Source organism: Neisseria sp. P0020.S005, assembly GCF_051957055.1.
In the GTDB taxonomy this organism is placed as follows: Bacteria; Pseudomonadota; Gammaproteobacteria; order Burkholderiales; family Neisseriaceae; genus Neisseria; species Neisseria subflava_A.
This window is the reverse complement of record NZ_JBQCWV010000003.1, coordinates 224103-249921: the sequence shown is the minus strand read 5'-3', so window position 1 is coordinate 249921 and position 25819 is coordinate 224103. Positions and strand designations below refer to the sequence as shown.

Genomic DNA, 25819 nt, shown 5'->3' with positions numbered 1-25819 from the left:
GATCGCAAATCGTTCCCGCTGTTCTTGAAAGAATGCGAATTTCGATTTAACTTCGGCACACCGTCTCAACAGCTTAAAATCCTGCGGGATTGGTGTGGAATTTAGGGCTAATCTACGTCAGCCCCTTAAATTTTTCTTCGAATCCATAATCCTCATCTTGTTTCTTAACTCTTTCTAGAACCTTTACTATTTCAATAAATATATTTTCTAATTGATTTTTTGAGAACATAGCATCTTTCCATACCAAAGTAATCGGTCGTTCTAAATTTGTGCTTAATAAATCCCACAGAGCATCAAGATTGTTCCCATAATAATCATGTATAGAAAATATTTTTGAAATTTGATTATGAAAATCTTGTTCCGTATAAATTTTACTGCCGATAATCTCTAATTGCATAAGTTATACTCCTATTTCCAAGTTCCAATTTGTGTTGCAGAGATATAACGATCAGTTGTTATATAGCAATCCATCATTGGAATACAACAATCTAGTATCAGCCTGATTCGATCTTGACATAGTGTTTATTAAGCTAATGTTCGCTTCATACCATATCCTACCCTGTTTAGCAGGTAAAATATTTGTAGAATTTACAAAATATCTCCCCTATGTTGCCTATATGGATGTGGAGGTAGGCTGCTTTTGTCTGATTGCTGTGGCAACTTATTAAAAGAAAGGTATTTGTTGTTTCAGACGACCTTTTGGCTCAAACCTTGAGAACCGCATGCGTGCGTTCTGCACACATGCTACTTGTTGAGTTTAAGTTTTATATGGGCTATGGTTTGCATTTCCAAATGCGCTTGTTATTTAAAAAAAGAAAAATAAACCTGTCTGTTTGGAAATAGCCAGCTGAGTTAAAAATAAAATATTTTGATATATTCTAAGAGGGATATCTGTCAATGCCTGATGGGAATTATCTTGTAAAAAATTTTTTAGAATAATTAATTTTCTTAAATCAATTATTTTTTCATCCTCATAATCATCTATATATGTATCTATTATCTCATTTATTTTATCGAAGAAATTTTTCTCAAATAACAAATTAACCTCTTGTTTTGAAAGTTTAAATACATATAGTTCATTATCATCAGCTTGATCGTAATCTAATTTTTTCATGGCTTCAACACTTAAAGGGACAACTATCTGTTTCATATCAATGACTCCTTATCTTAAAATGTGTTATTTCATTATATTCAGCTTGAGTGCGTCCCTGCTGCTTACCATTCGTATTAATTTTAGGGGCTTTACTAGATTAGCAGATATGCTACCCTTGAAATATGATGATAACACACTGAAAATTAAAGAAAAAGTACAGAGGGATAATCTAGTACAGTCCCTAAATATAAATAGACTAAAAAACTTCCAGTCATTTTTATTTTACTGGTTATAGCATCGTCTCATTTCATCTATTCACACCTATAATATCTCAACAGCTTTTACAAATACTCCAGCAGATCCACTGCTACCCTACTAAGCCTTTTTGAAACCTTTGTTGTAAAAAACGCTATTTCCATTCTTATCGAATAAAGGCAAATTTATAATTTTAAAGCCTCCCAAAATGATGAGGCCGTCTGAAAATCCTTTTTCAGACGGCCTGCAAAGAGACTAAACCAAGTTCTCCAGCATCCATTTCACGTAACGGCTGACGCCTTGTTTTACATCCAAGAATTCTTCTTTATACCCGGCTTCACGCAGCTTGGTGATGTCTGCTTGAGTAAAGCTCTGATATTTGCCTTTAAGTGCATCTGGGAATGGGATATAACGGATAAGTTCTTCTTCAACCAACTCTTTCAAACTCATTTCAGGCTTGCCTTCGGCCTCACGGCAAGCGTTGACGGTTGCGGCGGCAAGCTCATTAAACTGTTGGCTACGACCTGTACCGAGATTGAAGATGCCTGAAAGCTCGGGATGATCGAAGAAGTAAAGGTTAACTTTGGCAACATCTTCTACGCTGACAAAATCGCGTGTTTGTTCGCCGTTGCCGTAGCCGTCATTGGCGCCGAACAGGTTGACATAGCCATGCTCGCGGTATTGGTGAAAATGATGGAAGGCGACTGATGCCATACGGCCTTTGTGTTGCTCCTGCTGTCCATATACGTTGAAGTAGCGGAAACCGACGACTTGGGCGGTCAGACCTTCTTCCATACGGCGGCGCAATACTTGGTCAAACAAGAATTTAGAGTAGCCGTACACATTGAGCGGTTTTTCCAGTTCGCGCTCTTCGCGGAAGATTTCGCCTTTGCCGTACACGGCGGCGCTGGAGGCATAGAGGAACGGAATACGTTCGTCCTGACACCAATCTAAGAGGTCGAGTGTGTACTGATAGTTGTTGTCCATCATATAAAGGCCGTCATGATTCATGGTATCGGAACATGCGCCTTGATGGAAAACGGCTTCGATATCGTCGTAAGGCAGAAGATGGCCGCGCACTTGGCGGATAAATTCGTGTTTATCGAGATAGTGGGCAATTTCACACTCAGCAAGGTTTTTAAATTTTTCGCCTTTGCTCAAATTGTCAACAGCAACAATGTCGGTAATACCGCGCTGGTTAAGTGCTTTGACGATATTGCTGCCGATAAAGCCGGCCGCACCTGTTACGATAATGGTCATAATGAGTTTCCTTTATTTTGATTTTTCAGACGGCCTTGAAGTAATCATGCCGTCTGAAAATAAAAACTTGTCTGTCTGGATTATTTTCCAACTCCATTTTCAGACGGCCTTTAGATTTTAAGGCCGTCTGAAACAGCAATTACTGCTCTTCCAATGCCTTGGTCAATTCGGCAAACGAGCAAACCGCTGTACCAAGTTTCGCCACGACAACCCCTGCCGCAGTATTGGCAAGGTGCATCGCTTCAGGCATGGTATAACCAGCGGCCAAACCCAAGCCCACTCCGGCAATAACGGTATCGCCCGCACCCGATACATCATAGACTTCTTGGGCCCGTGTAGGCTGATAAATCGGCTCACCCTCATTGAACAGGGTCATACCCTCTTCGCTTCGGGTCAGCAAAATCGCGGTCAAGTCGAGATGACGGCGCAGTTTTTGGGCTTTGTCGGTCAAATCATTTTCGTTTTTCCAGCTGCCCACCACTTCTTTCAATTCTGCACGGTTAGGCGTAATCAGCGTAGCGCCGGCATATTTTTCGTAATCATCGCCCTTGGGGTCGATTAAAACGGGTTTACCGGCCTGTTTCGCCCAATCGATCATATCGGAAATATGCGACAGGCCGCCCTTACCGTAATCTGAAAAAATAATGGCATCGTATTCAGGCAACACTTCGCGGTATTGATGCTTGATTTGTTCCAACACTTCACGATGAGGCAATTCTTCAAAATCCAGTCGGATAAGCTGCTGATTGCGGGCAACAACGCGCAATTTGACAGTAGTCGCAATTTGCTTGTCGCGCATCAGATAGGAAGAAACACCATCTTGCACCATCAATGCGTCCAACGCATCTGCAGCTTCATCATCGCCTGTCACGGACAACAGCCCTACTTTACCGCCCAGCGATGCGATATTGCGCGCAACGTTCGCCGCTCCGCCCGCCCGCTGGTCGATACGGGCGATTTTCGCCACCGGTACGGGGGCTTCAGGAGAAATACGGGATACATCGCCAAACCAATAACGGTCGAGCATTACATCGCCGACAACAAGGACTTTGGCTTGTGCAAAACGGGATTTGAGGGTTTCTTGTTGGAACTTGGTTACCATACTGGCTCCATTAAAATCTCTGTGTGAGGCTTGTTATCAGATTATTGATCTAACAGCCTAAAAATATCTTGAGGCTCATATACCTGCATATGGTTTTTCGAGTACGACGCCTGTTCATGAGATGACAACAACGCCGCTTTCAGCATGGCTTGTGCCAATTTTTCGACAGCAAGCGGACGTTGGCTTTTCATCAGGCCGATACGGTTGAATCCATGCAAAATCCGTTCGGCAATTTTCTCACCCAATCGGTCGCTATTCGGACGAATCAATAAGGGCGGGCGGAAAATAATAAGGTGCGGAAAATTCAAAGCAATAATTGCTTGTTCCAATTCGCCCTTCATTCGTTGATAAAACAGGCGCGAAGCAGAATTTGCACCGGAAGCGGAAATCAAAACCAAAGCATTGACACCGTTTTGTCTGGTTACTTTGGCAAATTCAAGATTCGCTTCATAATCGATTGCCCATTGCGCTTCTTTACTTCCTGCTGCTTTCAGGGTTGTTCCCAAGCAGGCAAACAATACATCACCCTGTACTTCATCGCGCCAATCATCAGGCTGAGAAAAATCAATCTGATGGCTATTTAGCTTTTGGTGGGTAAAATCAGGATGTCTGCGACCGAAGCAGTCGATAGACTCAACCTCTGAACTGGTTGCAAGCAAAGGCAACAAGGATTTTCCTGTTGCGCCTGTCGCGCCAATCACAATCGCCTTCATACTTCAGACGGCCTTAAACGTTTGCCACGCGGTTCACTTCACGCAATACGGCTACCGGATCGGCGGCTTTGGTTACCGGACGGCCCATTACCAAATAGGTTGAACCGGCAGCCAAGGCTTCGGCCGGTGTCATAATACGGCGTTGGTCGTCATTATTGCCGGCAACGTCCAAGCGGATGCCCGGTGTGACCAAGACAAAATCCTGTCCCAATTCGCGGCGCAATGGTGCAGCTTCTTGAGCGGAACATACCACGCCGTCCAAGCCTGAACTTTGTGTCAGTTTTGCCAAGCGGATGACTTGTTCTTCAGGGGCGATGTTCAAACCGATTTCTGCCAAGTCGCTTTGTTCCATACTGGTCAACACGGTCACACCGATCAAAAGCGGCTTAGTTTGATATCCGGCAACGGCTTCTGCTGCGGCTTCCATCATGCGGCGGCCACCGGAGGCGTGCATATCGACCATCCAAACGCCCATATCGGCAGCAACTTTACAGGCCTGAGCAACTGTGTGGGGAATATCGTGGTATTTCAAATCGAGGAAAAGTTTGAAACCTTGATGGATTAAGCTTTCCGCTAAATTACGACCGGTTGCGGTAAACAGCTCTTTGCCGATTTTGATTTGACACAGTGTCGGGTCAAGATTGCGGACAAATCCGAGCGTATCTTTTTCGTTGGCAAAATCAAGGGCGACGATGACGGGGGTACGTTGTTGCTGAGTTTGGAAGTCGGAGATCAAGGGATTCATAAGATGCCTGCGGATAAACGGTTATAGCTTCGATTTTAACAGCTTTTGTACACAAAAGGCCGTCTGAAAATATTTTTTCAGACGGCCTCATTACAACACACCTTAATTATTCTTATATAAATCTAAAATTTTTACAGAAAATTCATCATCACTGAAAAAAAAGGCTGGTGGAACTTCCAATACTTCAGCAATTTTCTGCAAAGTATTCAAATCAGGCTGATGATTTCCTTTCTCGTAGCGATTAATACGCGTACTTGCCACAAACTCATCTAACCCTATCGCCAGTCCCAGTTTCTCCTGCGTCAAATTTTTTGCTTTTCTTGCTTCCTTAAATCGCCTTGTAAAAATTTCTTGTAAACTCATAACTTCTATCCTAAAAATCAAAGTTACGAATTTCGTATATTTTTCTTGATTATTTACTACGAATAACGTAGTATTGCACCGTTTTATATCTTATCTGTTACGAGAAAACTATGACACCAGCTCAAGAATCAAAATGCCATAAAATTATCCATTCTCATGCAGTTGCTGCTGCCGCAGGTAATGCCGTTCCCGTCCCAGGACTTGGTATTGCTACAGATATGGTCGCAATGACTATCATGTGCACAAGTCTCTGTGCTGTTTTTGGTGGGAATATGACCAAAACTGCTGCTGAAGCAATGGCTATAGCTGCAATTAAAAATACCATGTTAAAACAACCCATAAAAACAATGGCAAAGGAATTTTCTAAATTAATTCCCGGTTTAGGCAGCGTTGTTGCACCAACTATTTCTGTTGCATTACTTGAATCAGCAGGATGGTCTCTAGCAAAAGAACTAGAACGAAAATTTGGTTAATTTATACAATAATGAAAAAGGCCGTCTGAAAATATTTTTTCAGACGGCCTCATCATTTTACTTTGGCAAAACTTATTTGCCTAAACCTTTCAATACTTCGGCTTTCACGGCTTCTACTGCTTGGGTGCCGTCAACTTTGATGTATTTAGGCGCGTGTTCGCCTTCCAGTTTGCTGTAGAAATCAACCAAAACTTCGGTTTGCTCGTGGTAAACGGCAAGGCGTTTTTTCACGGTTTCTTCTTTATCGTCGTCGCGTTGAATCAAATCTTCGCCGGTTACATCGTCTTTGCCTTCGACTTTAGGCGGATTGTAGGTAACGTGGTAAGTACGGCCGGAAGCCAAATGCACACGGCGGCCGCTCATGCGGTCGACAATCACGCTGTCAGGCACATCGATTTCAACCACGGCATCCAAATCCACACCAGCTTCAACCATGGCTTCGGCTTGTGCCAATGTACGTGGGAAACCGTCAAACAGGAAACCGTTTTTGCAGTCGTCTTGGGCAATACGCTCTTTAACCATGCCGATAATGATGTCGTCGCGCACCAAACCGCCTTCATCAATGATTTTTTTTGCTTCCAAACCCAACGGAGTGCCTGCTTTGATGGCTGCGCGGAGCATGTCGCCGGTAGAGATTTGAGGAATGCCGAATGCAGCAGTGATGAATTGAGCCTGTGTGCCTTTGCCGGCGCCTGGTGCGCCCAACAATAATACTTTCATGATGAGTCCTTTTGGTTGACGGATTTAATGTTCAGATAATTTTACACGGCTTGTGTTTATCGTTCAAAACTTCAGACGGCCTCTTTCGGGCCGAAATGCTTCCATGCATCGTCGCGCATTCCGATAAACCATGCGTCTTCAGGGAATCGCTCTATCGCGTCTTTCAAAGTGGAAAGCAAGTTTTGTGATAAGGCTTTCGCCAAATATTCTTCCTCATTGGCTTCGGCCGCTTTGTCAGGTTGCTGCGCCAGACCGATTGCACGGGTTTGATGGCCATGAGCCAAATAGTTGAGCGCAATGATTTTTTGTGCCCAAAGCTGAGGAACATCCGGATTGTCTTGCAGCAATACCGACAAAATCGATACGGCAACGGTCAAGCGTCCGCCGTTCATACGCAAGTCCAACGACTGGTTGGGCGGCAAAGTGCTGAGCATTTCTGCCATGCGGAACCAAAACTCGCCGCTGGCCTGCTCCGGCGCTTCTATTTTCAACATGTCATAGTTGAATTCTTGCTCGTCTTCTCTTACCAGCTTCGCCACATCGGCAAGCAATTTTTGTTCTTCACGGCTCAAATGGCGGAAATCATTCATATCTTTTCCTTTCAGACAGCCTTAAGCTTTAAACGCAACACGTACTCTGTCCAAATCTTCCTGCGTATCCACACCTGCAGCAGGCGCTTCTTGGGTGATTTCAACAGCAATAGGATAACCGTGCCACAGGACGCGCAACTGTTCCAGCGATTCGATGGTTTCCAAAGGAGAAACATCCATTTCCGAATAGCGTTGCAGGAAGCCTGCACGATAGGCATAAATGCCAATGTGGCGCAAAACGGCTGTTTCAGAAGGTAATTCGCGTTTTTCGGCGCGCATGGCGTCGCGCGGATAAGGAATCGGGGCGCGGCTGAAATAGATGGCGTTGCGGTTTTTATCAAGGATGACTTTGACGACATTGGGATTCATAAACTCGTCAAAATCGTGCAATTCATGAGCGGCGGTTGCCATTTGCACATTGTTTTCAACCAAAACTTCGGCTGTACGGTTGATGAGCTCTGGGTCGATTAAAGGCTCATCGCCTTGTACATTCACAACAATCAAATGCTGCGGCAGTTTCAGCGTATTGGCCGCTTCGGCTAGGCGCGTTGTACCGCTTTCGTGTTGATTGGAAGTCATGACCACTTCGACGCCATGCGCCTGACAGGCCGTCTGAATATCGGGATGGTCGGTGGCAACGACAACACGCGCGGCCTTGCTTTTCGCCGCCTGTTCGGCGACGCGTACAACCATCGGTTTACCGTGGATATCGGCCAAAGCCTTTCCCGGCAGACGTGAAGAATCCAACCGTGCCGGAATCAATACGACAAATTCGGTCATGCTTTCAGTTCCTCTTCGCTCAACGGGCGCGCTTCGTTTTCCAACATATAAGGGATGCCGTCACGAATCGGATAAGCCAGCTTCGCCTGCCGGCTCCACAATTCCTGTTTGTCTTGATGGTATTCGAGTTTGCCTTTGGTTACAGGACAAACGAGGATGTCTAAGAATTTTTTTTCCATGGGGTTACTTTCGGGTTTGATGGTTTTAGCGAAACTCGCTTCGCTCGTTTTCAGACGACCTCAAGCGGCATTATTTTTTCCGTGCCGGTTTTTGGGGTTGCGTTGAGCAGGCTGGGGCAGGATTTTTGCCGCCACACATAATCTGATGAATTTCTCGAGTTAATTCTTTGTTATAACCTGATTTTTCATATTTTTCATTAATGATGTTTATCATCGGGCCCATCGTTGTCTCAAGATAGCGTGGCATTTTATCGAGTATCGATTGCCCCACTGTCGTACCGTAAAAGTCAATCAATGCGTTGACTTCTTCCTGAGTATAAACCGTCTTTATGCCATCCAACGTCGCTTTATGTAACTGGGCATGTACTTGCGGTGTATTAATTTCAGCAATCAATTGAGTTGTATATTTCTTTAAGACCGCTTCCAACTGAGGACGTTTGTCTTCCGGCGCATTTTTCAAAAAATCCTGTACCTTTGGATCAGAGAGCACAATACCCTCGACACTTTGGAAGGTCTGATCCAACAGAGCATCCATCTTCTGTACTTGATACAAACGCTCCAGCGACTCATCGCTAGGTGTAGCGGCAAACGCATTGGCACACAAGGCCAAAGCAGTAAAAGGCAACAATAAAGTTTTCAATTTCATTTTTTCTACCTACTTAATAAATATCAATATTTTCAGACAGCCTGCATACTATTTGGCACATTCCGAAGAATGTTTATTGCCCTTGCACAAAATATCACGCGTTTGCGCTTTAAAAGCAGGCGTATATTTCCTGCTTGCGTTGATATAGTTGTTGCTCATTGTCTTTTCAACAATCTCATCATTCAATTTGTCGAAACGTTCTATCTTTTCAAATGCAGACTTACCGGCCCCATGCTCAAATACTTTTACTATGCTATCCACGTCTGCTTGGCTCAGCACATTGTCAATATCTCCGCCATGCTGTCTGAGATGATTGATTTTTTTCAAAATACCCTTGCCCCGAGGGGAAGAGAAGAAGCTGTTGAGTACATCGACTTCTTCTTGTGTAAATACTTTCTGTACGGCACGCTTTTCTTCATCCAACCATTGCTTTTTCAACTCAGGGCGGCTCAAATCGTCTTGCATGTTTTTCATATAACGGCTGATGACCGCCTTCATCTGCGCTTTTTGAGCTTTGGGCGTCATCGTTAACAAGCGCTCATTGTCCTCTTTATTCACCATCTCCAAAGAACGTTGCACTTTCTCGCTATAATTATTGCTTATCCCTTGAATCTCCAACCATTTCATTGCAGATTCATCACTTGGTTTAGCAGCCAGGCTTTGAGTGGATACAAATAAAGCTGCGCAAGCAACCAACAAATATTTTAACTTCATGATTTACTCCTATCGCGTAGTTTGAAGATCATCTTTAAAACATCTGTGAAACATCTATAAGCATTTAGATTGAAACATTCGCGGATACGAACGCCGCCAAGTCCGGCTCAATTATCGCATAAACAGGCAAGACCCACACATGATTCAGACCGTGGCCGTCTAAAAATTTGACCGCATCCTTTTCAGTGATAATCACCACATCTGCGTCCGGCAAATCCGCTGCCGTAATATCAGCGTGATCAGGCAAGGCAACGGTTTGGTTCAAAGTGATGCCCATATTCCGCAGCGAATCGAAAAAACGCTCCGGCTTGGCGATACCGGCGACGGCGGCGACGGTTTGGTTTTTCAGACGGCCTGTATCCAGTATTTCAGACGGCCTGTTCAAACAGTAAATCTGCCCTGTTTCAATACGGCTGGCAAACATATTTTCAGATGGCCTGAATGCCTTATCTGCTTTCTCACCGCTGACGACAACCGCATCAACGGAAGCCAATCGAGACAAAGGTTCGCGCAAGCTGCCGTTGGGCAGTAAATCCAAATTGGTGCGTCCTGTATCTGCCGCCGGGAAGACGGCAATTTCCATATCGCGTTGCAAGGCATAATGTTGCAAGCCGTCGTCGGCCACAATCAATTCAAGCTCCGGATACGCCGCAAGCAATGCCCTGCCTGCTTCTGCACGGCTGCTGCCTACCGCCGTCGGCGCACTGGTTTGGCGAAACAGCAATAAAGGCTCGTCGCCTGCATCTGCCGCACTGCTGGCTGTATTCAATACATGAACCGCCTTGCTCTTGCGCCCATAACCTCGGCTGATGATGCCGACCTTAACGCCCTTTTCCTGCAAACCCGACACCAGCGCGGCGACTATCGGCGTTTTCCCTGTCCCGCCTGCATGGATATTGCCGACCATCACCACAGGCACTGGCAATTTTTCGCTTTTCAGACGGCCTGAAACAAAATCATCGCGCCGTTTCGCAGCAATTTTGGCAAACAGCTTGGACAATGGTTTTAACAGAAAAGACAAAAACGGATTGGGGGATTGCCAATGGCGTTCGATAATTTGGTGGAGTTTGGGCATACGCACGGCTTTTGAAGCGAAAATCAAACGATAATATAACACAAGCCCGCCCAGACAAGGCTGCCTGAACATGCGGCTTTGATAATATTAAAACAAAGGGCGCAAGTTTCATAAAAACGAATACAACGAATCGCTCTAAAACCCTTATAATTCAACTTTCCCAAATTTTTCCCGTTTCGCAATGTCCGAACTCTTCGCGCCCTCCTCCATTTCCGTATCCGAACTTAACGCCCTCGCCAAAGCCTTGCTGGAAGACCATCTTGCCGGTTTGTGGATTGCGGGCGAAGTGTCCAACCTGACCCGTGCCGCCAGCGGACATTATTATTTCTCGCTCAAAGACAGCCGCGCGCAGGTGCGTTGCGCCATGTTTAAGGGGGCAGCCATGCGTTTGGCTAAGCCTTTGAAAGAAGGCGACCATATCGAGATATCAGGAAAAATCAGTATTTATGAAGCGCGGGGCGAATTTCAAATTACCGTAAACGAAGTACGGCTCAAAGGCTTGGGGCAGCTTTACGAAGCCTATGAACGATTGAAGGCGCAGTTGCAGGCGGAAGGCGCGTTTTCAGCGGAACGCAAAAAACCGTTGCCTGCCCGTCCGCAATGTGTCGGCATCATCACCAGCCTGGCGGCGGCGGCTTTACGCGATGTTGTGACCACCTTAAACCGCCGCGCACCCGAAATTCCCGTTATCGTTTATCCGACACCCGTACAAGGCACAGGCAGCGAGTTGCAAATTGCCCAAGCGATTAAAACCGCTTCGCAACGTGCCGAATGTGACGTACTGATTGTCTGTCGTGGCGGCGGCAGCATTGAAGACTTGTGGGCGTTTAATGAAGAGCCGGTCGTACGCGCCATTGAAGCCTGCGCGATTCCGGTCGTCAGCGGCGTAGGCCACGAAACCGATTTCACGCTTGCCGATTTTGTTGCCGACGTGCGCGCGCCCACGCCGACCGGCGCGGCAGAATTAGTCAGCCCCAACCGCCAAGAATCGTTACACCGCCTCGCCCAAGCGCAAGGCCATCTGAAAACCGTTTTGGAACAACGCTATTTCGATGCCAGCCAAAAACTCGACTGGCTGGCGCGGCAAATCCGTCATCCACGCCAAAAACTTGATGATCAGCGCGCTTCAATCAGCAAGCTGGCGCAAACGCTGTCTTACTCAATGACGCAAAATGTCCGCGCCCACACCGCCCGTTTTGAACGCCAAACCCAAACCCTGAAACATTGCCGTCCTGATGTTTCCGTTTACAAACACAGCATCGACCGCTTTCAGACGGCCTTGTCGCAATCCTTCCGCCAGCTGCTTGCCCACCGCCGTCAAAGCCTGACCGCCCAAGCCGCATTGCTCGAAGCCGTATCGCCGCAGCATATTCTGGAGCGCGGCTTTTCGGTCGTCAAAAACACACGCGGACAAGTCATCCGCAATGCCGATACATTGAAACAAGGACAGAAACTGCACATCACTTTTGCCGACGGCGAAACCGACGTACGCGTGACCAAAGAACAGGCGCAGGGCGAGTTGTTTGACTGACAAAATAAAGGCCGTCTGAAACCTTATGCCGATAAAGTGAAACTATGTCTGCCTTTTAAAAATCCTTAACCAACCAATGCGGTATAATGCCTCATCTGCACACGCAGCATATACGGAAACATTATGGACAACGCACAAAATACAGAAAATCCGATTCCTCCACGCAACTCCATCCGCAAAAACAGCATTTACCTGCTGCCCAATTCCTTTACCATCGCCGCACTGTTTTGCGCGTTCTTCGCCATTACCCAGTCCATGCACGGACGTTATGAAACGGCGGCGATTGCAGTTTTTCTTTCCATGCTGCTCGACGGTATGGACGGACGCGTTGCCCGCTTGACCAACAGCCAGAGCGCGTTCGGCGAACAGCTCGACAGCCTTGCCGATATGGTCAGCTTCGGCGTAGCGCCTGCCCTGATTGTCTACAAATGGCAACTTTGGCAGTTTGGCAAAATCGGTTATTCCGTCGCCTTTATCTACTGCGCCTGCGCCGCCCTGCGTTTGGCGCTGTTCAACACGCTTATCGGCAAAGTCGATAAACGCTGGTTTATCGGCGTTCCAAGCCCGACCGCCGCTGCGTTGATTGTCGGCCTGATTTGGGTCAACCACAGCGTCGAACGCTTCCCCGGCGTGCATTGGTGGGCATTGGGTATCACCCTGTTTGCCGGTATTTCCATGATTGTGCAGATTCCGTTTTGGAGCTTCAAAGAAATCAACATCCGCCGCCAAGTGCCGTTTATGGGCATGGTGTTGGCCGTGTTGGTATTGCTGCTCATTAACTGGAAGCCTTCACTCGTCCTCTTCCTGTTTTTCCTCGGTTACAGCCTGTCCGGTTATGTGATGGCAATCATCCGTTGGTTTAAAAAACGCCATAAAACTCACAAACACGACAAGGCCGTCTGAAATGTGGTCTTGGGACATCATCCTTTCCCTGCTCGCCGTCGGCAGCACAGCGGGCTTTATTGCCGGACTATTTGGCGTAGGCGGTGGCACGTTGATCGTCCCCGTCGTCTTATGGGCATTGCAACTGCAAGGCATAGGCGGCCACCCCTATGCACAGCATCTTGCCATCGGCACTTCCTTTGCCGTCATGGTATTTACCACCTTCTCCAGTATGTACGCCCAACATAAAAAGCACGCCATCGATTGGGCGACCGTCCGCCGGATGACGCCGGGCATGATACTCGGCGTACTCCTCGGCGCGGCAACGGCAAAATATATGCCGACACTGGCTTTACAGGTTTTCTTTATTGCATTTCTTGCCTTTATCGCACTCAAAACCCTACGCGATTCCAAACCCAAACCTTCACGCACCCTGCCTGCCCTCCCCGGCCTGACAGCCGTCGGCACGCTTTTTGGTGCGGCTTCAAGCTGGGTCGGTATCGGCGGCGGTTCGCTATCCGTTCCATTTCTACTGTATTGCAACTTTCCGGCGCACCGTGCCATCGGCACATCTTCAGGTCTGGCATGGCCTATTGCGATTGCCGGCACCATCGGCTATTTTGCCAACGGTTTGCATATTGCTAACCTGCCTGAAGGCGCGGTAGGCTTTATCTATCTTCCGGCCGTAGCCATTTTGAGCGTTGCCACCATCCTCTTTGCTCCGCTCGGCGTAAAAACGGCGCACAAGCTGCCCGCACGAAAACTCAAAATCTCCTTCGGCATTATGTTGCTGCTGATTGCCGCCAAGATGGCTTGGAATTTGATACATTAATCTTTCTTGTGAAAAAGGCCGTCTGAAAATCTTTCAGACGGCCTTTTTGATTGCAAAACAACAAACTAAATAAAACCTTTTTACCTTACCCGATTTGCCCCATCGCAAATACAGCCAAGCGCCATATCGCCCATCCTGCTACCAATAATCCGGCGCACAAACGAACCATACGTTTCTGCAGAAAGGTTTTCAACTGCGCTGCAAATATGCCCATCGCAAGCAGGTTCGGCAAGGTCCCCAATGCAAACGCCAGCATATACAGCCCGCCATGCAAAGCATTGCCGCTGCCCAAGGCATACAAAGACGCGCTGTACACCAAACCGCAAGGCAGCCAGCCCCAAAGCACGCCCACGCCGAAACAGGCAGGCACCGATTTAATCGGCAGCAATTTGTTCAGCAAAGGATTCAGGCGTTTCCATATCGGTTTGCCGATGCCTTCGATTTTGGTTGCGGCAGTCGAAATACCGGCAAGATACAGACCGAGTAAAAGCAGCAAGATATTGGCGGCAATATACAAACCGTTTTGAACTGCGCGCGTATCGTCCAAGGAAATGCCGATCTGACCGACCAAACCGACCAACAGGCCAATAACGACATAGCTGCTGATGCGCCCCAAGTTCAACAATACAATCAGCCCGATTCGGTTTAAATGTGGCGGCAGCTGCAAAGCGAATGCGCTGCTCAATCCGCCGCACATGCCGACGCAATGCGTTCCACCAAAAAAGCCGAGTAGAAAAAGAGTAAGAAATGTGATTTCTTGATTCATGGTTTTAATGATTCAAACGAATGGATGGGGCCGTCTGAAACTTTTCAGACGGCCCTAAGAATGCAGGACAGGCTGTTCCGCCCATCCTCTTCACACTTTAGAAAAGCAATTAACTGCGTGCGCGTACGTCAAATGCCTGACGCAAACCTTCGCCGATCATGACCAGCAAAAGCAGCATTACCGTCAGTGTAGCAACGGCAGACATGCCAATCCACCATGCGTCCAAGTTGTCTTTGCCTTGCGCCAGCAACTCACCCAAACTTGCCTGTGAGGCAGGTACGCCCAAGCCCAAGAAGTCCAAACTGGTCAGGGCAAGTACGGCGCCAGAAATACGGAAAGGCAGGAAGGCCAATACCGGCGTCAAGCTGTTGGGCAGGATATGGCGCCACATGATTTCACGGTTGCCCACACCCATCGCGCGCGCCGCCAAAACATAATCGGCCTGACGGTTTTTCAAAAACTCGGCGCGGACATAGTCGGACAAGCCCATCCAGCCGAAAAGCGACAGCAACACCAGCAAAATCAACAGCCCCGGATTAAAGAACGAAGACAGGATAATCAAGAGGTACAGCTCCGGCATACCGCCCCAAACCTCGATAAAACGCTGCATCAGAAGGTCGGTTTTGCCGCCGAAATAACCCTGCACCGCGCCTGCAATCACGCCAATCACGGTAGTCACCACGGTCAACACCAAGGCAAACAACAGCGAATCACGGAAACCGTAAACCAAGCGCGCCAAAAGGTCGCGGCCGCGATCGTCCGTTCCCAAGATATGCCGTTCGGACGGTTTGGCCGGATCGGGTACCGTATCAAAATCGTTCAAGGTATCGGCATCGTAAGGATTGGGCAGGTAAAAGGAAAAATTGCCGTCTGAAGTAATGTTGTGGCGGATAAGCGGATCCAGATAATCCGCCGGCGTATCGAAATCGCCGCCAAATGTGGCTTCGTTGTATTCGTTTACCAAGGGGAAGAAATACTCGCCCTGATAACGTATCCACAAAGGTTTGTCGTTGCTCCACAAAGGTGCAAGCAAAGTGACGACAAACAAAACGGCCAAAATCCGCAAAGCCAACCAACCGCGCTTATGCTGTTTAAAGGCTTGCCAAGTAGGGTTTGAAGTAGATTTTTTCTTTTTCATGGTTTGAAACATTCTTTAATAATGGATTGAAGACATTTTCAGACGGCCTTATTTCTGTCCGCCAAAGTGAATGCGCGGATCGACCCACGAATACGAAATATCTGACACCAATTTAGCCAACAACCCCATCAGCGTGAACACGTACAGCGTACCCATTACGACAGGATAATCGCGTTTCATCACTGCCTCGTAAGACAACAAACCCAATCCGTCCAGCGAGAACAACGTTTCAATCAACAGGCTGCCGGTAAAGAACGCGCCGATAAATGCGGCCGGGAAACCGGTAATCAGAGGAATCATGGCATTTCGGAAAATATGTTTCCACAGAATCTGTTTCTCAGGCAAGCCCTTGGCTCTCGCGGTATAAACATATTGACGGCGGATTTCTTCAAGGAACACGTTTTTCGTCAATACGGTCATCACCGCCAAGTTGCCTGCTACCGAAGCGGTAATCGGCAAGGCCATATGCCACAAATAATCTTTGACTTTACCTGCCAAAGAGAGCGTATCGAAATCATCGCCAACCAAGCCACCTTGCGGGAACCAGGAAAAAAAGCTGCCGCCACCAAATAACACCAACAACACCAAACCCAAGACAAACGGCGGTACGGTATAGCCGACCAAAATGATCATACCCGTAACCGTATCAAACCGGCTGCCATCCCTGACCGCCTTGGCAATACCCAACGGAATACATATCAAATAAGTTAGGAAGAATGTCCACAAACCCAAACTCATCGATACCGGCATTTTCTCTTTTACCAACTCAAATACGGTTTGGTGGTGGAAAAAGCTCTCGCCCAAATCGAAACGGGAGAATTTCCATACCATATCCACAAATCGCGTCACAGGCGGCTTGTCGAAACCGTATAGAGCATTCAGAGCGGCCAAATCTTCCGCACTGATGCGGTTGCCGTTTTTAGCCAAAGTTCCAGGCATACTGCGTCCTGCTGTTTCGCCGCCAACTGCGCCCTGCGTCAGCTGCTGAACCATCTGTTCCACCGGACCACCGGGGACAAACTGAATGACGGCGAAGGTAATCGCCAAAATCCCCAACAACGTGGGAATCAAAAGGAGCAAACGATGAAAGATATAACGCCACATGATAAAGTGTTCCTCTATTTTTTGATTTGAAGGCCGTCTGAAACCACTGACCTCAGACAGCATATAGTAACGGATTAATAAGCGTTTGGCCGATTATTTACTTCTCTAAGGCCTCCTGCAATTTCTTCTCAATTAAATCCGCGTCAAACGATTTGGCAATCAGCTCAAAGCGCGAGTCACGGCGCCACGAAACTTGGTTTGCGCCCCATTGACCATCCACCCAGTTCAGCCATACCCATGTACCGAGCACTTGGAACACGCCTTTGGCTCGCACGAGGCCGTCTGTAAATTTAGGCAGGTCGTTAAAGAAATCAGTCAGCTTTTCGCCGTCGAAATCACGTCCGGCAGGAAACGTGAAGCCTTGAGACTGGAAGCCCATGGTGTTGTCCGGCAGGGCTTTAAGGCGGTAGCGCGATTTTTCGACAACGGGAATATCAAGCCATTGGATGTCAAGTTGTGCATTTTGTACTTCAACCACTTTGGCTTTAGGCGGGAACAGCTTGGCCGCTTTATCGTGAAACTCGGCCAGCTGCTCGGGCGTGCACAAGTCTGTTTTGCTGGCGGCCAATACGTCGCAAATGCCGATTTGGTCTTTATACAAGGCTTGTTGCGCGTAATCGGGGTTAATGAATTGGCGCGGATCGACAACGGTAAAGACGGCGCCGATTTCCAACATACTGTCGAGCGGCTTGGCTTTCAGTTCGTCGATAACGCTGGCGGCGTGTGCCAGGCCGCTGGCTTCAATCATCAAGCGGTCGGGTTGGGCATCGCGCAGCATTTTTTGTACGGTCGTACCCATTTGCGCGCCGGCAGTACAACACAAACAGCCGCCGGCGATTTCTGCCACGGGAATGCCGTTGTCGCTCAAGACAGCGCCGTCAATGCCGATTTCGCCAAATTCGTTGACGATGATGACCCATTTTTCATTCGGGTCTTTTTGCGCCATCAGACTTTTGAGGGCGGTGGTTTTGCCTGTTCCGAGGAAGCCTGAAATCAAATGGGCTTTAGTCTTTTTTACTTCTGACATTTTTTACAAATTCCTGTTAAAACAACATGTTCTTCTTTTAATGAGAAACCGGTTTCGGCCACGCCTGCACGCAACGCCGCCCATTCTTGGCTCAAGGTCTGCTCGTCTGCCGTACCGCATTCGGTACAAACCAAAATAAACGCGCTGTGGTGCGCTTCGGCTTCTTCGTGGTCGTGGCAATGGTCGTCGCACTCGTGCTGCGCGTGGCTGCACAAAATATAGCCGTTGACCGCCGCCACTTTGTGCAAAACGCCCTGCTCCGCCCAAAAATCAAGGGCGCGGTAGGCCGTCGGCGGCGCAACCACGCCCTCGCTTTGCTGTTGCATCTGCGACAGAACGTTGTAGGCTTTAATCACGCCGCTTTGTTTCAAAACAATATCAAGCACTTGCTCGCGCAATGCGGTTACCTGCACGCCATCGCGCTGCGCTTGTTCTAAGATTTTTTGTTTGATTGCGTTCATAACTGAAACAGCCTTTCAGACGGCCTTGTTAATAAAAAATTACATTATAACGTGTTTGTTCAATTTCAGATAACAAAGAGGCCGTCTGAAACCTTCAGACGGCCTGATGCCGATTACTTAAACCAAGATTTAATTTTTCCAAACAAAGACATACTTTGTTTTTCAAACGTTTCTGTCTTCACTGGAGCAGGCGCGTCACGGAACACTTTCATGCCTGCAAAGGTCTGGGCAACCGGCATGATTTCGATGGAATTGACGTTCATCCGCGCCGGACGCTGATAGAGCCATAAAGCGGTATCGGCAATATCTTGCGGCTGGATAAACTCGACATTCTCATAAACCTCGGCCGCACGCTGATCGTCGCCTTTGAAACGGACATTGGAAAACTCGGTATCGCCGCACAAACCCGGTTCGATATTGGTAATGCGGATATTTTTATCTGCCAATTCGGCACGCAGGTTCATACTGAATTGGCGCACAAAAGCCTTAGTTGCACCATAGACATTACTGCCGGAATAAGCATAACTGCCGGCAATCGAACCCAAATTGATGATGTAGCCCTGTTTGCGCGCTACCATTTGCGGCAAAATCTGGCGGGTCAGAAAAGTCAGGCCGATGATATTGGTTTGAATCATGGTTTCCCAATCGCCAAAATCGGCTTTATCGGCAGAATCCAGACCTAAAGCCAAACCGGCGTTGTTGATAAGGCAATCGATTTCGGATAAATGCTCGGGCAGGCTGTTCAAAGCGTTTTGAATCGACTCCGTGCGCGAAACATCCATTTCCAAAGGGTAAAACTGCTCGCCCAATTCCTCTGCCAACTGCTGCAATTTGTCTTCGCGCCGTGCCGCGCCGATGACATGATAGCCTGCCGCAACAAAGGTGCGGCACATCGCCGCGCCGAATCCTGCCGATGCCCCGGTAATCAAAATTGCCATATCGTTTCCTTTCTATACTCGTTTCAGACTTGGGTTTAAGGTATGATAACGCCTTATCAGACGGCCTGAGTGTTTGGCCGGCTGATTTTAAATTTAACGATAATCATATCATCACAATAGGACACACTCCATATGAAAACCCGTTTTCTCCCTGTTGCTTTGGCAGCAGTGGCGCTTACCCTTTCCGCCTGCGGCGGCAGCAGCGCGCCTTCCCAGCCTAAAGGCCCTATTTCCGAAGACCGTACGGCCGCGTTCAAATCCATGATGCCTGAGTTTACCCGCATGGGCAAAATGGTCAAAGACGAAGAGCCTTACGACGTAGAAAAATTCAAACAAGCCGCCGCAACCTTCGCCGAAAACAGCAAAAAACCGTTCACCCTGTTTGAATCCGACCCTCAAGGCAACGGCCGCGCCCTGCCTGCCATCTGGACAGACACAGCAACATTCAAAGCCGAAGAAGAAAAATTTGCCGCTGCAGTTGAGAAACTCAACGCCGCTGCCCAAACCGGCAAGCTCGAAGAAATCAAAGCCGCTTACGGCGAAACCGGTGCAACCTGTAAATCCTGCCACGACACATTCCGCGGTCCGGAATAAGGCTTAAAACAATAAAGGCCGTCTGAAATATCATTTTCAGACGGCCTTTTCTTCAACTACCTTCAAACCTTTCTATATCGACTTTATATTTTGCATTTCATGTTTTTTACCGGTTTCATTTGAAACCGACGGTTCAATTCACATAGCGCAATCAAATTTTCTTCTTCCGGCCGTTTAAATTCAATTAAATCTCCCCTTTTCTCGACCAACCCAATTCAAATTCAGACCTGCTTTATCTTTTCAGCCAGATTAATCATATGCGGTTGGATTATCTCCTGAAACAAGGATCTACTTTATTTTTTAACAAATAAAAACCATTATCAAAATATTTGTAAAGTTTAATAATATGTTATACAGTAGCAGCTTCGTTTCTGAGGTAACTATCATGAATCCGAATTTCAAATTAAATCTACTAACATTATCTTTACTGGCTATAACAAGTATCGCACACGCAGAAGAAGAGTTTTCAACTCAAGAGCTTGATGAAATTCAAGTCAAAGGTAAACACATTGCCAAAGAGAAAAAAGTTTTTACCGAAGGCCAAGCCAAAAGTTCGCGTGAACGCGTTTATCAATCCAGCGAAAACATTGATACCATCGTTCGGAGCATGCCCGGCGTTTTCACCCAACAAGACAAGGGATCGGGCGTATTGGCAGTCAATATCCGTGGCGATAGCGGTTTGGGACGTGTCAACACAATGGTTGACGGCGTAACCCAAACCTTCTATTCCACTTCTGCCGATGCCGGACGCAGTGGCAGCTCCTCCCAATTCGGTACGGCACTGGATCCCAATTTTATTGCCGGCGTGGATGTAACCAAAGGCAGTTTCTCGGGTGCCAACGGCATCAATACCTTATCCGGTACAGCCAATTTCCGTACTTTACGGGTAGACGATGTGGTACACGGAAACAATACCTTCGGCCTCTTGACCAAAGGATTGACCGGCACAAACAGCACCAAAAGCAACTTTATGGCAACCGGAGCAGTACAAAAATGGTTTGACAGCGGTGCGCGCCTTGGCGCGTTATATGGCTACAGCCACCGTAATGTCGAGCAAAACTATAAAGTAGGCGACGGCGGTCAGCGTATCGGCAATTTTGGCGAAGAATATTTGGACCGTAAAAAACAAGAATATTTTGAACGCAACTTATTAAAATTCGACCAAGGGCAAAATCGTTGGGTTCGCGACTTTTCCAAGCGCAATGCGGTCGGTAAAAGCTATTGGGACTACCCTTTCTCCAAAAAATATAACGATCCTGAAGTTTTGCAAAGAGATTATGTCGATGACTTGGAAAGAGGCTGGAAAGAGAATTTGGCACCGCAATGGGATCTGACTCCAATCGACCCGACCAGCCTGCAACAACGCTCAAACAGCCATTTGGTCAAAGTGGAATACGAAAACGACAACAACAAGCTGGACCTTCAGCTTCGTACCATGAACAACCGTATCGGCAGCCGCAAAGTAGAAAACCGCAACTACCAAGCCAATTACAACTTAAACATTGGCGATTATGTCGATTTAAACGTGTTGGCTGCCCATAATTTGGGAAAACAAAAATATCCGAAAAACTCACGTTTTTCAGGATGGGGACTGCTTGATTATTTGGAAACCAAAAACACAGCCAATCTTTTGGATATCAACAACAGCTTTTCTTTCAAACTTCCCCAAAAAACAGATTTAAAAGCTACTGTCGGTTTCAATTTCTTTAAAAACCAATACAGTAAAAACCGCTTTCCGGAAGAGCTGAGCCTGTTTTACGACGGCCCGGATCAAGATGCCGGCCTGTACAGCTTTTTAGGCCGCTTCAAAGGCGACAAAGGAATCTTTCCCCAAAAATCAACGATATTGCAACCTTCAGGCCAGCAAAAATTCAATACGTTCTATTTTGATACTTCCTTGAAAAAAGGCATTTATCAATTGAATTACAGCGCCAATATGGTCAACTACCGCTATAAGGGCGAATATACCGACTACTTCAATACCCAAGAAGACTTTAAAAAAGCATTTGGAGAAGATTCTGAAATTTATAAACAGCATTGCACGCCAAGCTGCGACCTTTACGAACCGGTTTATACCAAATCCGGTAAAAAGCATGCAGTAAACCATTCGGTGGCATTAAACATCAATGTCAACGACTACTTTATGCCGTTTATCAGCTATTCGCGTACGCATAGAATGCCAAATATTCAAGAAATGTATTTTTCACAAATTGGCGACTCGGGCGTTAATACAGCCCTTAAGCCGGAACAGGCCAATACTTACCAAATAGGCTTCAATACCTTCAAAAAAGGGATTTTCAAGCCGGACGATGTATTGGGTTTCAAACTGGTCGCCTACCGCAGCAGAATAAACAACTATATCCACAATGTTTATGGCAAATGGTGGGATTTGGATAAAGCACCCAGCTGGGTAACCAGTACCGGCCTGCAATACTCCATCCAGCATCGAAACTATGCCAAACCTGTCCATAAAAACGGTTTGGAAGTGGAAATGAACTATGATTTCGGCCGCTTTTTTACAACCCTGTCTTACGCCTATCAAAAAACCAACCAGCCGACCAATTATAGCGATGCCAGCGAATCGCCCCGCAACTCTTCTAAAGAAGACCAAATCAAACAAGGCTACGGCTTAAGCAAAATTTCCCGCTTGCCCCGAGATTACGGTCGGTTTGAATTAGGGTCCCGATGGTTGGGCAACAAATTGACCATCGGCGGCATTATGCGCTATTACGGCAAAAGTACACGGGCAACGACTGAGGAGGAATTTGTTGACGGTACAACCGGTGCCAATACCTACTCTTCGCATCAAATGGGCAGAAGGGTAATCAAAAAAACAGAAAGCATCAACAGACAGCCAATGATTTTTGATTTCTATGCCAATTATGAACCGAAGAAAAACCTTATCCTTCGTTTCGACATTCAAAATGCGTTCAATAAACGCTATGTCGATCCTTTGGATGCCGCAAACGATGCCGCAACCCAGCGCTATTTCAGCGTATTTGAAAGAAAAGGCGGTTGGGATGATGAAGAGGTCGAATGTGATGCCAACGGTTTATGCAATGGCAAATATGGCGGTACGACACGCTCCGTTTTGAACAACTACGCACGAGGCAGGACTTTGCTGTTTACCATCAGTTATAAGTTCTAAACCTATCTATCAGTATGAGACCTTTGCAAAATTCCCCAAAATCCCCTAAATTCCCACCAAGACATTTAGGGGATTTTCCATGAGCACCTTCTTTCAGCAAACCGCCCAAGCCATGATTGCCAAACACATCGACCGTTTCCCACTGTTGAAGTTGGATCAGGTGATTGATTGGCAACCGATCGAACAATACCTGAATCGTCAAAGAACCCGTTACCTCCGAGACCACCGCGGCCGTCCCGCCTATCCCCTGTTGTCCATGTTCAAAGCCGTCCTGCTCGGACAATGGCACAGCCTCTCCGATCCCGAACTCGAACACAGCCTCATCACCCGCATCGATTTCAACCTGTTTTGCCGTTTTGACGAACTGAGCATCCCCGATTACAGCACCTTATGCCGCTACCGCAATTGGCTGGCGCAAGACGACACCCTGTCCGAATTGCTGGAACTGATTAACCGACAACTGACCGAAAAAGGCCTAAAAGTAGAGAAAGCATCTGCTGCCGTCGTTGACGCCACCATTATTCAGACTGCCGGCAGCAAACAGCGTCAGGCTATAGAAGTCGATAACAAAGGACAAGTCAGCGGCCAAACCACACCGAGTAAAGACAGCGATGCCCGTTGGATAAAGAAAAACGGCATCTACAAACTCGGTTACAAACAACATACCCGTACCGATGAGGAAGGCTATATCGAGAAACCGCACATTACCCCCGCCAACGCCCATGAGTGCAAACAGCTGTCGCCTTTATTGGAAGGTCTGCCCGAAGGTACGACCGTCTATGCCGACAAAGGCTATGACAGTGAGGAAAATCAGCAACATCTGGAAGAGCATCGGCTGCAGGACGGTATTATGCGCAAAGCCCACCGCAACCGTCCGCTGACGGAAGCGCAAACCAAGCGCAACCGGTATTTGTCGAAAACCCGTTATGTGGTCGAACAAAGCTTCGGCACGCTACACCGTAAGTTCCGCTATGCCCGGGCAGCCTATTTCGGGCTGCTCAAAGTAAGTGCACAAAGCCATCTGAAGGCGATGTGTTTGAACCTGTTGAAAGCCGCCAACAGGCTAAGTGTGTCTGTTGCCGCCTAAAAGGCGGCCGGATGCTTGATTATCAGGTATCCAAGAGGGATTAAGGGGATATTTGGGTAAAATCAGGAGTAATTAGGAGCGGAAATAAACGAAAACCTGTGTTTGGATTTCGGCTGTCGGGGGAAAAGGAATTTTGCAAAGGTCTCAGTATCTTAATATTGCACTGATTAAGCGGTAGTCAATATTGTTGCAGTATTTATGGTGTTAGTTTACGGCACCAAATATGCCTTGAATTTTTATAGCTCAATTTCAACATTAAATGATTAGGTATCGAATATGAAAAAAATAACCCTAAAATTCACCGCACTTTTGCTTGGCTCAGCTTTAGCAAGTAGTGCGTTTGCAACAGAAAATGGTCAAACTTCCTCAAGTTCTGATTATGAATTAGAGAAAGTATTGATTTTCAGCCGACACGGATTGCGTTCACCAGTGGAAAAAGATCCGCAAGAAATGGCGAAATATTCCCCGTATGCGTGGGCAAAATGGGATGTGCCATCTGGTTATCTCACGGCAAAAGGGACAGTGCTAGAAACCTATTTCGGCCAATATTTAGGACAATGGCTTGCTGATAAAGGATTATCAACGACAGATCGTTGTGCATCGGGTGAAGGTATTTTCGCTTATGCGAATGGAGTGCAACGCACCATTGCAACAGGTCAGGCCATTGTGGCGGGAGCTTTTGCAGGCTGTAATGTTCAACTGCAACATCACGGTGAAATTGGTTCAGAAAAAGATCCAATTTTTAACACGCAGGCGCACAATCCAAGCCAAGCTTTGATTGAATCTGCAAAAAATAACGTTGATTTAACCGCTTTACAGCAAAAATTAGCGCCAAATTATGCGCTATTGAGTGAAATCATCGATTATAAAAATTCACCAAACTGCTTGCAAAAAGGCGAATGTGATTTAGGTGGAAAAGTCGGTGAATACAGTATCAAAGACGGCAAGTCGGTCAAGATTACGGGTTCTATCAGCACCGGGAAGAAAATTGTCAGTGCATTATTGCTCGCACATTATGTGGGTAAGCCTGATTCTGAAATTGCAAACGGTCGTGTGGATAGCCAAGAAAAATGGCGCGCAATTAACGAAATTAAAAACGAATATTACCGCACTTTATTTAAAAACAATGAAGCGTTAGCACAAAATGCATCATATCCGTTATTGGCATTTATTCAGCAGCAGCTAAATAGCGAAAATAAAATTAACTTATTGGTTGGACACGATTCTAATATCGTCGCTCTGCTGGCTGCATTAGGTGTTGAGCCTTATGAATTAGATGGTTCATTGGAAAATATCCCAATCGGTGGCAAGCTGCTATTTGAAGTATGGAAGCACAAACCAAGTGGTAAGCTCAAATTTAAGTTGGATTATGTGTATCAATCTACCGAACAGCTGATTAACACCACGCCATTAAGTTTAGCGACACCACCAAACCAAACAGCTTTAACGCTCAAAGGCTGTGAAAAAGATGAAAAGGGCTTTTGTGATTACGAGCGTTTTCAACAGGTGTTGAGTGAGGGTATTAAGAACGGTAAGAAATAGCATTCATGCAACCCTATGAAAAATACTTAAAAGAGAATTCGCAGAAACTGCGAGTGGATCA

28 protein-coding genes and 1 pseudogene are annotated in these 25819 nt (G+C 46.9%); 9 read left to right on the top strand and 20 right to left on the bottom strand.

The genetic code is table 11. The annotated features are described in order from the left end of the window. Positions 1-105 (top strand): annotated as a pseudogene (locus tag ACTHTU_RS04400) (IS1595 family transposase); the annotation flags it as partial. Positions 106-112: 7 nt separating this feature from the next. Here ACTHTU_RS04400 and ACTHTU_RS04395 read toward each other — a convergent pair. From ACTHTU_RS04395 to ACTHTU_RS04365, 7 genes are all read right to left on the bottom strand, one after another. Beyond that, positions 113-397 carry a barstar family protein gene (locus tag ACTHTU_RS04395; RefSeq protein WP_440361860.1) on the bottom strand — a complete coding sequence of 95 codons (285 nt, stop codon included), beginning with the start codon at positions 395-397 and terminating at the stop codon, positions 113-115. A 408-nt stretch (positions 398-805) separates the two neighbouring features. Then, positions 806-1150 carry a hypothetical protein gene (locus tag ACTHTU_RS04390; RefSeq protein ID WP_070644913.1) on the bottom strand — a complete coding sequence of 115 codons (345 nt, stop codon included), beginning with the start codon at positions 1148-1150 and terminating at the stop codon, positions 806-808. Positions 1151-1603: 453 nt separating this feature from the next. Then, positions 1604-2608: an ADP-glyceromanno-heptose 6-epimerase gene (gene rfaD, locus ACTHTU_RS04385; RefSeq protein ID WP_440361859.1), complete on the bottom strand. Its 1005-nt coding sequence runs from the start codon at positions 2606-2608 to the stop codon at positions 1604-1606. 139 nt (positions 2609-2747) lie between these two features. Beyond that, a complete protein-coding gene (gene rfaE1 / locus ACTHTU_RS04380; RefSeq protein ID WP_440361858.1) occupies positions 2748-3710 on the bottom strand; it encodes a D-glycero-beta-D-manno-heptose-7-phosphate kinase in 963 nt (320 codons plus the stop codon). A gap of 41 nt (positions 3711-3751) precedes the next feature. Continuing rightward, positions 3752-4423: an NAD(P)H-binding protein gene (locus ACTHTU_RS04375; RefSeq protein WP_440361857.1), complete on the bottom strand. Its 672-nt coding sequence runs from the start codon at positions 4421-4423 to the stop codon at positions 3752-3754. Between the two features lie 13 nt (positions 4424-4436). Further along, positions 4437-5168 (bottom strand): orotidine-5'-phosphate decarboxylase, encoded by a 732-nt coding sequence (pyrF, locus tag ACTHTU_RS04370; RefSeq protein WP_440361856.1) that lies wholly within the window; start codon positions 5166-5168, stop codon positions 4437-4439. A 102-nt stretch (positions 5169-5270) separates the two neighbouring features. Beyond that, complete coding sequence (locus tag ACTHTU_RS04365) at positions 5271-5531, bottom strand: helix-turn-helix domain-containing protein (protein WP_070644922.1); 261 nt, start codon at positions 5529-5531, stop codon at positions 5271-5273. Between the two features lie 110 nt (positions 5532-5641). Here ACTHTU_RS04365 and ACTHTU_RS04360 point away from each other — a divergent pair, with 110 nt between their 5' ends. Beyond that, positions 5642-6004, top strand: a complete 363-nt coding sequence (locus tag ACTHTU_RS04360; RefSeq protein WP_440361855.1) for a hypothetical protein — start codon at positions 5642-5644, stop codon at positions 6002-6004. Between the two features lie 72 nt (positions 6005-6076). Here the strand turns inward: ACTHTU_RS04360 and adk are convergent, their stop codons facing one another. The 7 genes from adk to lpxK all read right to left on the bottom strand — a co-directional run bounded on the left by adk (position 6077) and on the right by lpxK (position 10708). Further along, on the bottom strand, positions 6077-6724 hold the full coding sequence (adk, locus tag ACTHTU_RS04355; protein ID WP_003746105.1) for an adenylate kinase: 648 nt from the start codon (positions 6722-6724) through the stop codon (positions 6077-6079). Between the two features lie 71 nt (positions 6725-6795). Beyond that, positions 6796-7314 (bottom strand): 3-deoxy-manno-octulosonate cytidylyltransferase, encoded by a 519-nt coding sequence (locus tag ACTHTU_RS04350; protein WP_070585739.1) that lies wholly within the window; start codon positions 7312-7314, stop codon positions 6796-6798. A gap of 21 nt (positions 7315-7335) precedes the next feature. Further along, positions 7336-8094: a 3-deoxy-manno-octulosonate cytidylyltransferase gene (gene kdsB / locus ACTHTU_RS04345; protein ID WP_250590170.1), complete on the bottom strand. Its 759-nt coding sequence runs from the start codon at positions 8092-8094 to the stop codon at positions 7336-7338. After that, on the bottom strand, positions 8091-8273 hold the full coding sequence (locus ACTHTU_RS04340) for a Trm112 family protein (protein ID WP_049329252.1): 183 nt from the start codon (positions 8271-8273) through the stop codon (positions 8091-8093). The genes kdsB and ACTHTU_RS04340 overlap by 4 nt, the downstream gene beginning before the upstream one ends. A 70-nt stretch (positions 8274-8343) precedes the next feature. Then, positions 8344-8919: a DUF2059 domain-containing protein gene (locus ACTHTU_RS04335; RefSeq protein WP_107867648.1), complete on the bottom strand. Its 576-nt coding sequence runs from the start codon at positions 8917-8919 to the stop codon at positions 8344-8346. A 48-nt stretch (positions 8920-8967) separates the two neighbouring features. Then, entirely contained in the window at positions 8968-9633 is a 666-nt protein-coding gene (locus ACTHTU_RS04330; protein WP_107867649.1) for a DUF2059 domain-containing protein, read from the bottom strand. 64 nt (positions 9634-9697) lie between these two features. After that, positions 9698-10708, bottom strand: coding sequence for a tetraacyldisaccharide 4'-kinase (gene lpxK, locus ACTHTU_RS04325; protein ID WP_107867650.1), 1011 nt, complete (start codon positions 10706-10708; stop codon positions 9698-9700). 181 nt (positions 10709-10889) lie between these two features. On the opposite strand from lpxK, the gene xseA reads away from it, so the two are divergent. From xseA to ACTHTU_RS04310, 3 genes are all read left to right on the top strand, one after another. Further along, entirely contained in the window at positions 10890-12239 is a 1350-nt protein-coding gene (gene xseA / locus ACTHTU_RS04320; RefSeq protein ID WP_440361854.1) for an exodeoxyribonuclease VII large subunit, read from the top strand. A 123-nt stretch (positions 12240-12362) separates the two neighbouring features. Next, positions 12363-13142: a CDP-diacylglycerol--serine O-phosphatidyltransferase gene (pssA, locus tag ACTHTU_RS04315; protein WP_107810309.1), complete on the top strand. Its 780-nt coding sequence runs from the start codon at positions 12363-12365 to the stop codon at positions 13140-13142. A 1-nt stretch (position 13143) separates the two neighbouring features. After that, a complete protein-coding gene (locus ACTHTU_RS04310; protein ID WP_440361853.1) occupies positions 13144-13953 on the top strand; it encodes a sulfite exporter TauE/SafE family protein in 810 nt (269 codons plus the stop codon). Between the two features lie 85 nt (positions 13954-14038). On the opposite strand, the gene ACTHTU_RS04305 is transcribed toward ACTHTU_RS04310, so the two are convergent. From ACTHTU_RS04305 to ACTHTU_RS04280, 6 genes are all read right to left on the bottom strand, one after another. Then, a complete protein-coding gene (locus tag ACTHTU_RS04305) occupies positions 14039-14719 on the bottom strand; it encodes a sulfite exporter TauE/SafE family protein (protein ID WP_070585747.1) in 681 nt (226 codons plus the stop codon). 109 nt (positions 14720-14828) lie between these two features. Beyond that, positions 14829-15869: an ABC transporter permease gene (locus tag ACTHTU_RS04300; protein ID WP_440361852.1), complete on the bottom strand. Its 1041-nt coding sequence runs from the start codon at positions 15867-15869 to the stop codon at positions 14829-14831. 36 nt (positions 15870-15905) lie between these two features. Continuing rightward, the gene (locus ACTHTU_RS04295; RefSeq protein WP_440361851.1) at positions 15906-16961 is read right to left on the bottom strand and encodes an ABC transporter permease subunit; all 1056 of its coding nucleotides are present in this window, start codon (positions 16959-16961) and stop codon (positions 15906-15908) included. A gap of 97 nt (positions 16962-17058) precedes the next feature. Further along, positions 17059-17988: a CobW family GTP-binding protein gene (locus ACTHTU_RS04290; protein ID WP_440361850.1), complete on the bottom strand. Its 930-nt coding sequence runs from the start codon at positions 17986-17988 to the stop codon at positions 17059-17061. Continuing rightward, a complete protein-coding gene (locus ACTHTU_RS04285; protein ID WP_049351198.1) occupies positions 17976-18449 on the bottom strand; it encodes a Fur family transcriptional regulator in 474 nt (157 codons plus the stop codon). The genes ACTHTU_RS04290 and ACTHTU_RS04285 overlap by 13 nt, the downstream gene beginning before the upstream one ends. A gap of 113 nt (positions 18450-18562) precedes the next feature. Beyond that, a complete protein-coding gene (locus ACTHTU_RS04280; RefSeq protein ID WP_440361849.1) occupies positions 18563-19387 on the bottom strand; it encodes an SDR family oxidoreductase in 825 nt (274 codons plus the stop codon). Positions 19388-19519: 132 nt separating this feature from the next. Here ACTHTU_RS04280 and ACTHTU_RS04275 point away from each other — a divergent pair, with 132 nt between their 5' ends. The 4 genes from ACTHTU_RS04275 to ACTHTU_RS04260 all read left to right on the top strand — a co-directional run bounded on the left by ACTHTU_RS04275 (position 19520) and on the right by ACTHTU_RS04260 (position 25758). Further along, on the top strand, positions 19520-19981 hold the full coding sequence (locus tag ACTHTU_RS04275) for a c-type cytochrome (protein ID WP_004520832.1): 462 nt from the start codon (positions 19520-19522) through the stop codon (positions 19979-19981). Positions 19982-20366: 385 nt separating this feature from the next. Then, on the top strand, positions 20367-23129 hold the full coding sequence (locus ACTHTU_RS04270; protein WP_440361848.1) for a TonB-dependent receptor domain-containing protein: 2763 nt from the start codon (positions 20367-20369) through the stop codon (positions 23127-23129). 79 nt (positions 23130-23208) lie between these two features. Then, the gene (locus tag ACTHTU_RS04265; protein ID WP_440361847.1) at positions 23209-24216 is read left to right on the top strand and encodes an IS5 family transposase; all 1008 of its coding nucleotides are present in this window, start codon (positions 23209-23211) and stop codon (positions 24214-24216) included. A 276-nt stretch (positions 24217-24492) separates the two neighbouring features. Further along, positions 24493-25758 carry a histidine-type phosphatase gene (locus tag ACTHTU_RS04260; protein ID WP_440361846.1) on the top strand — a complete coding sequence of 422 codons (1266 nt, stop codon included), beginning with the start codon at positions 24493-24495 and terminating at the stop codon, positions 25756-25758. Positions 25759-25819 lie beyond the last annotated feature (61 nt).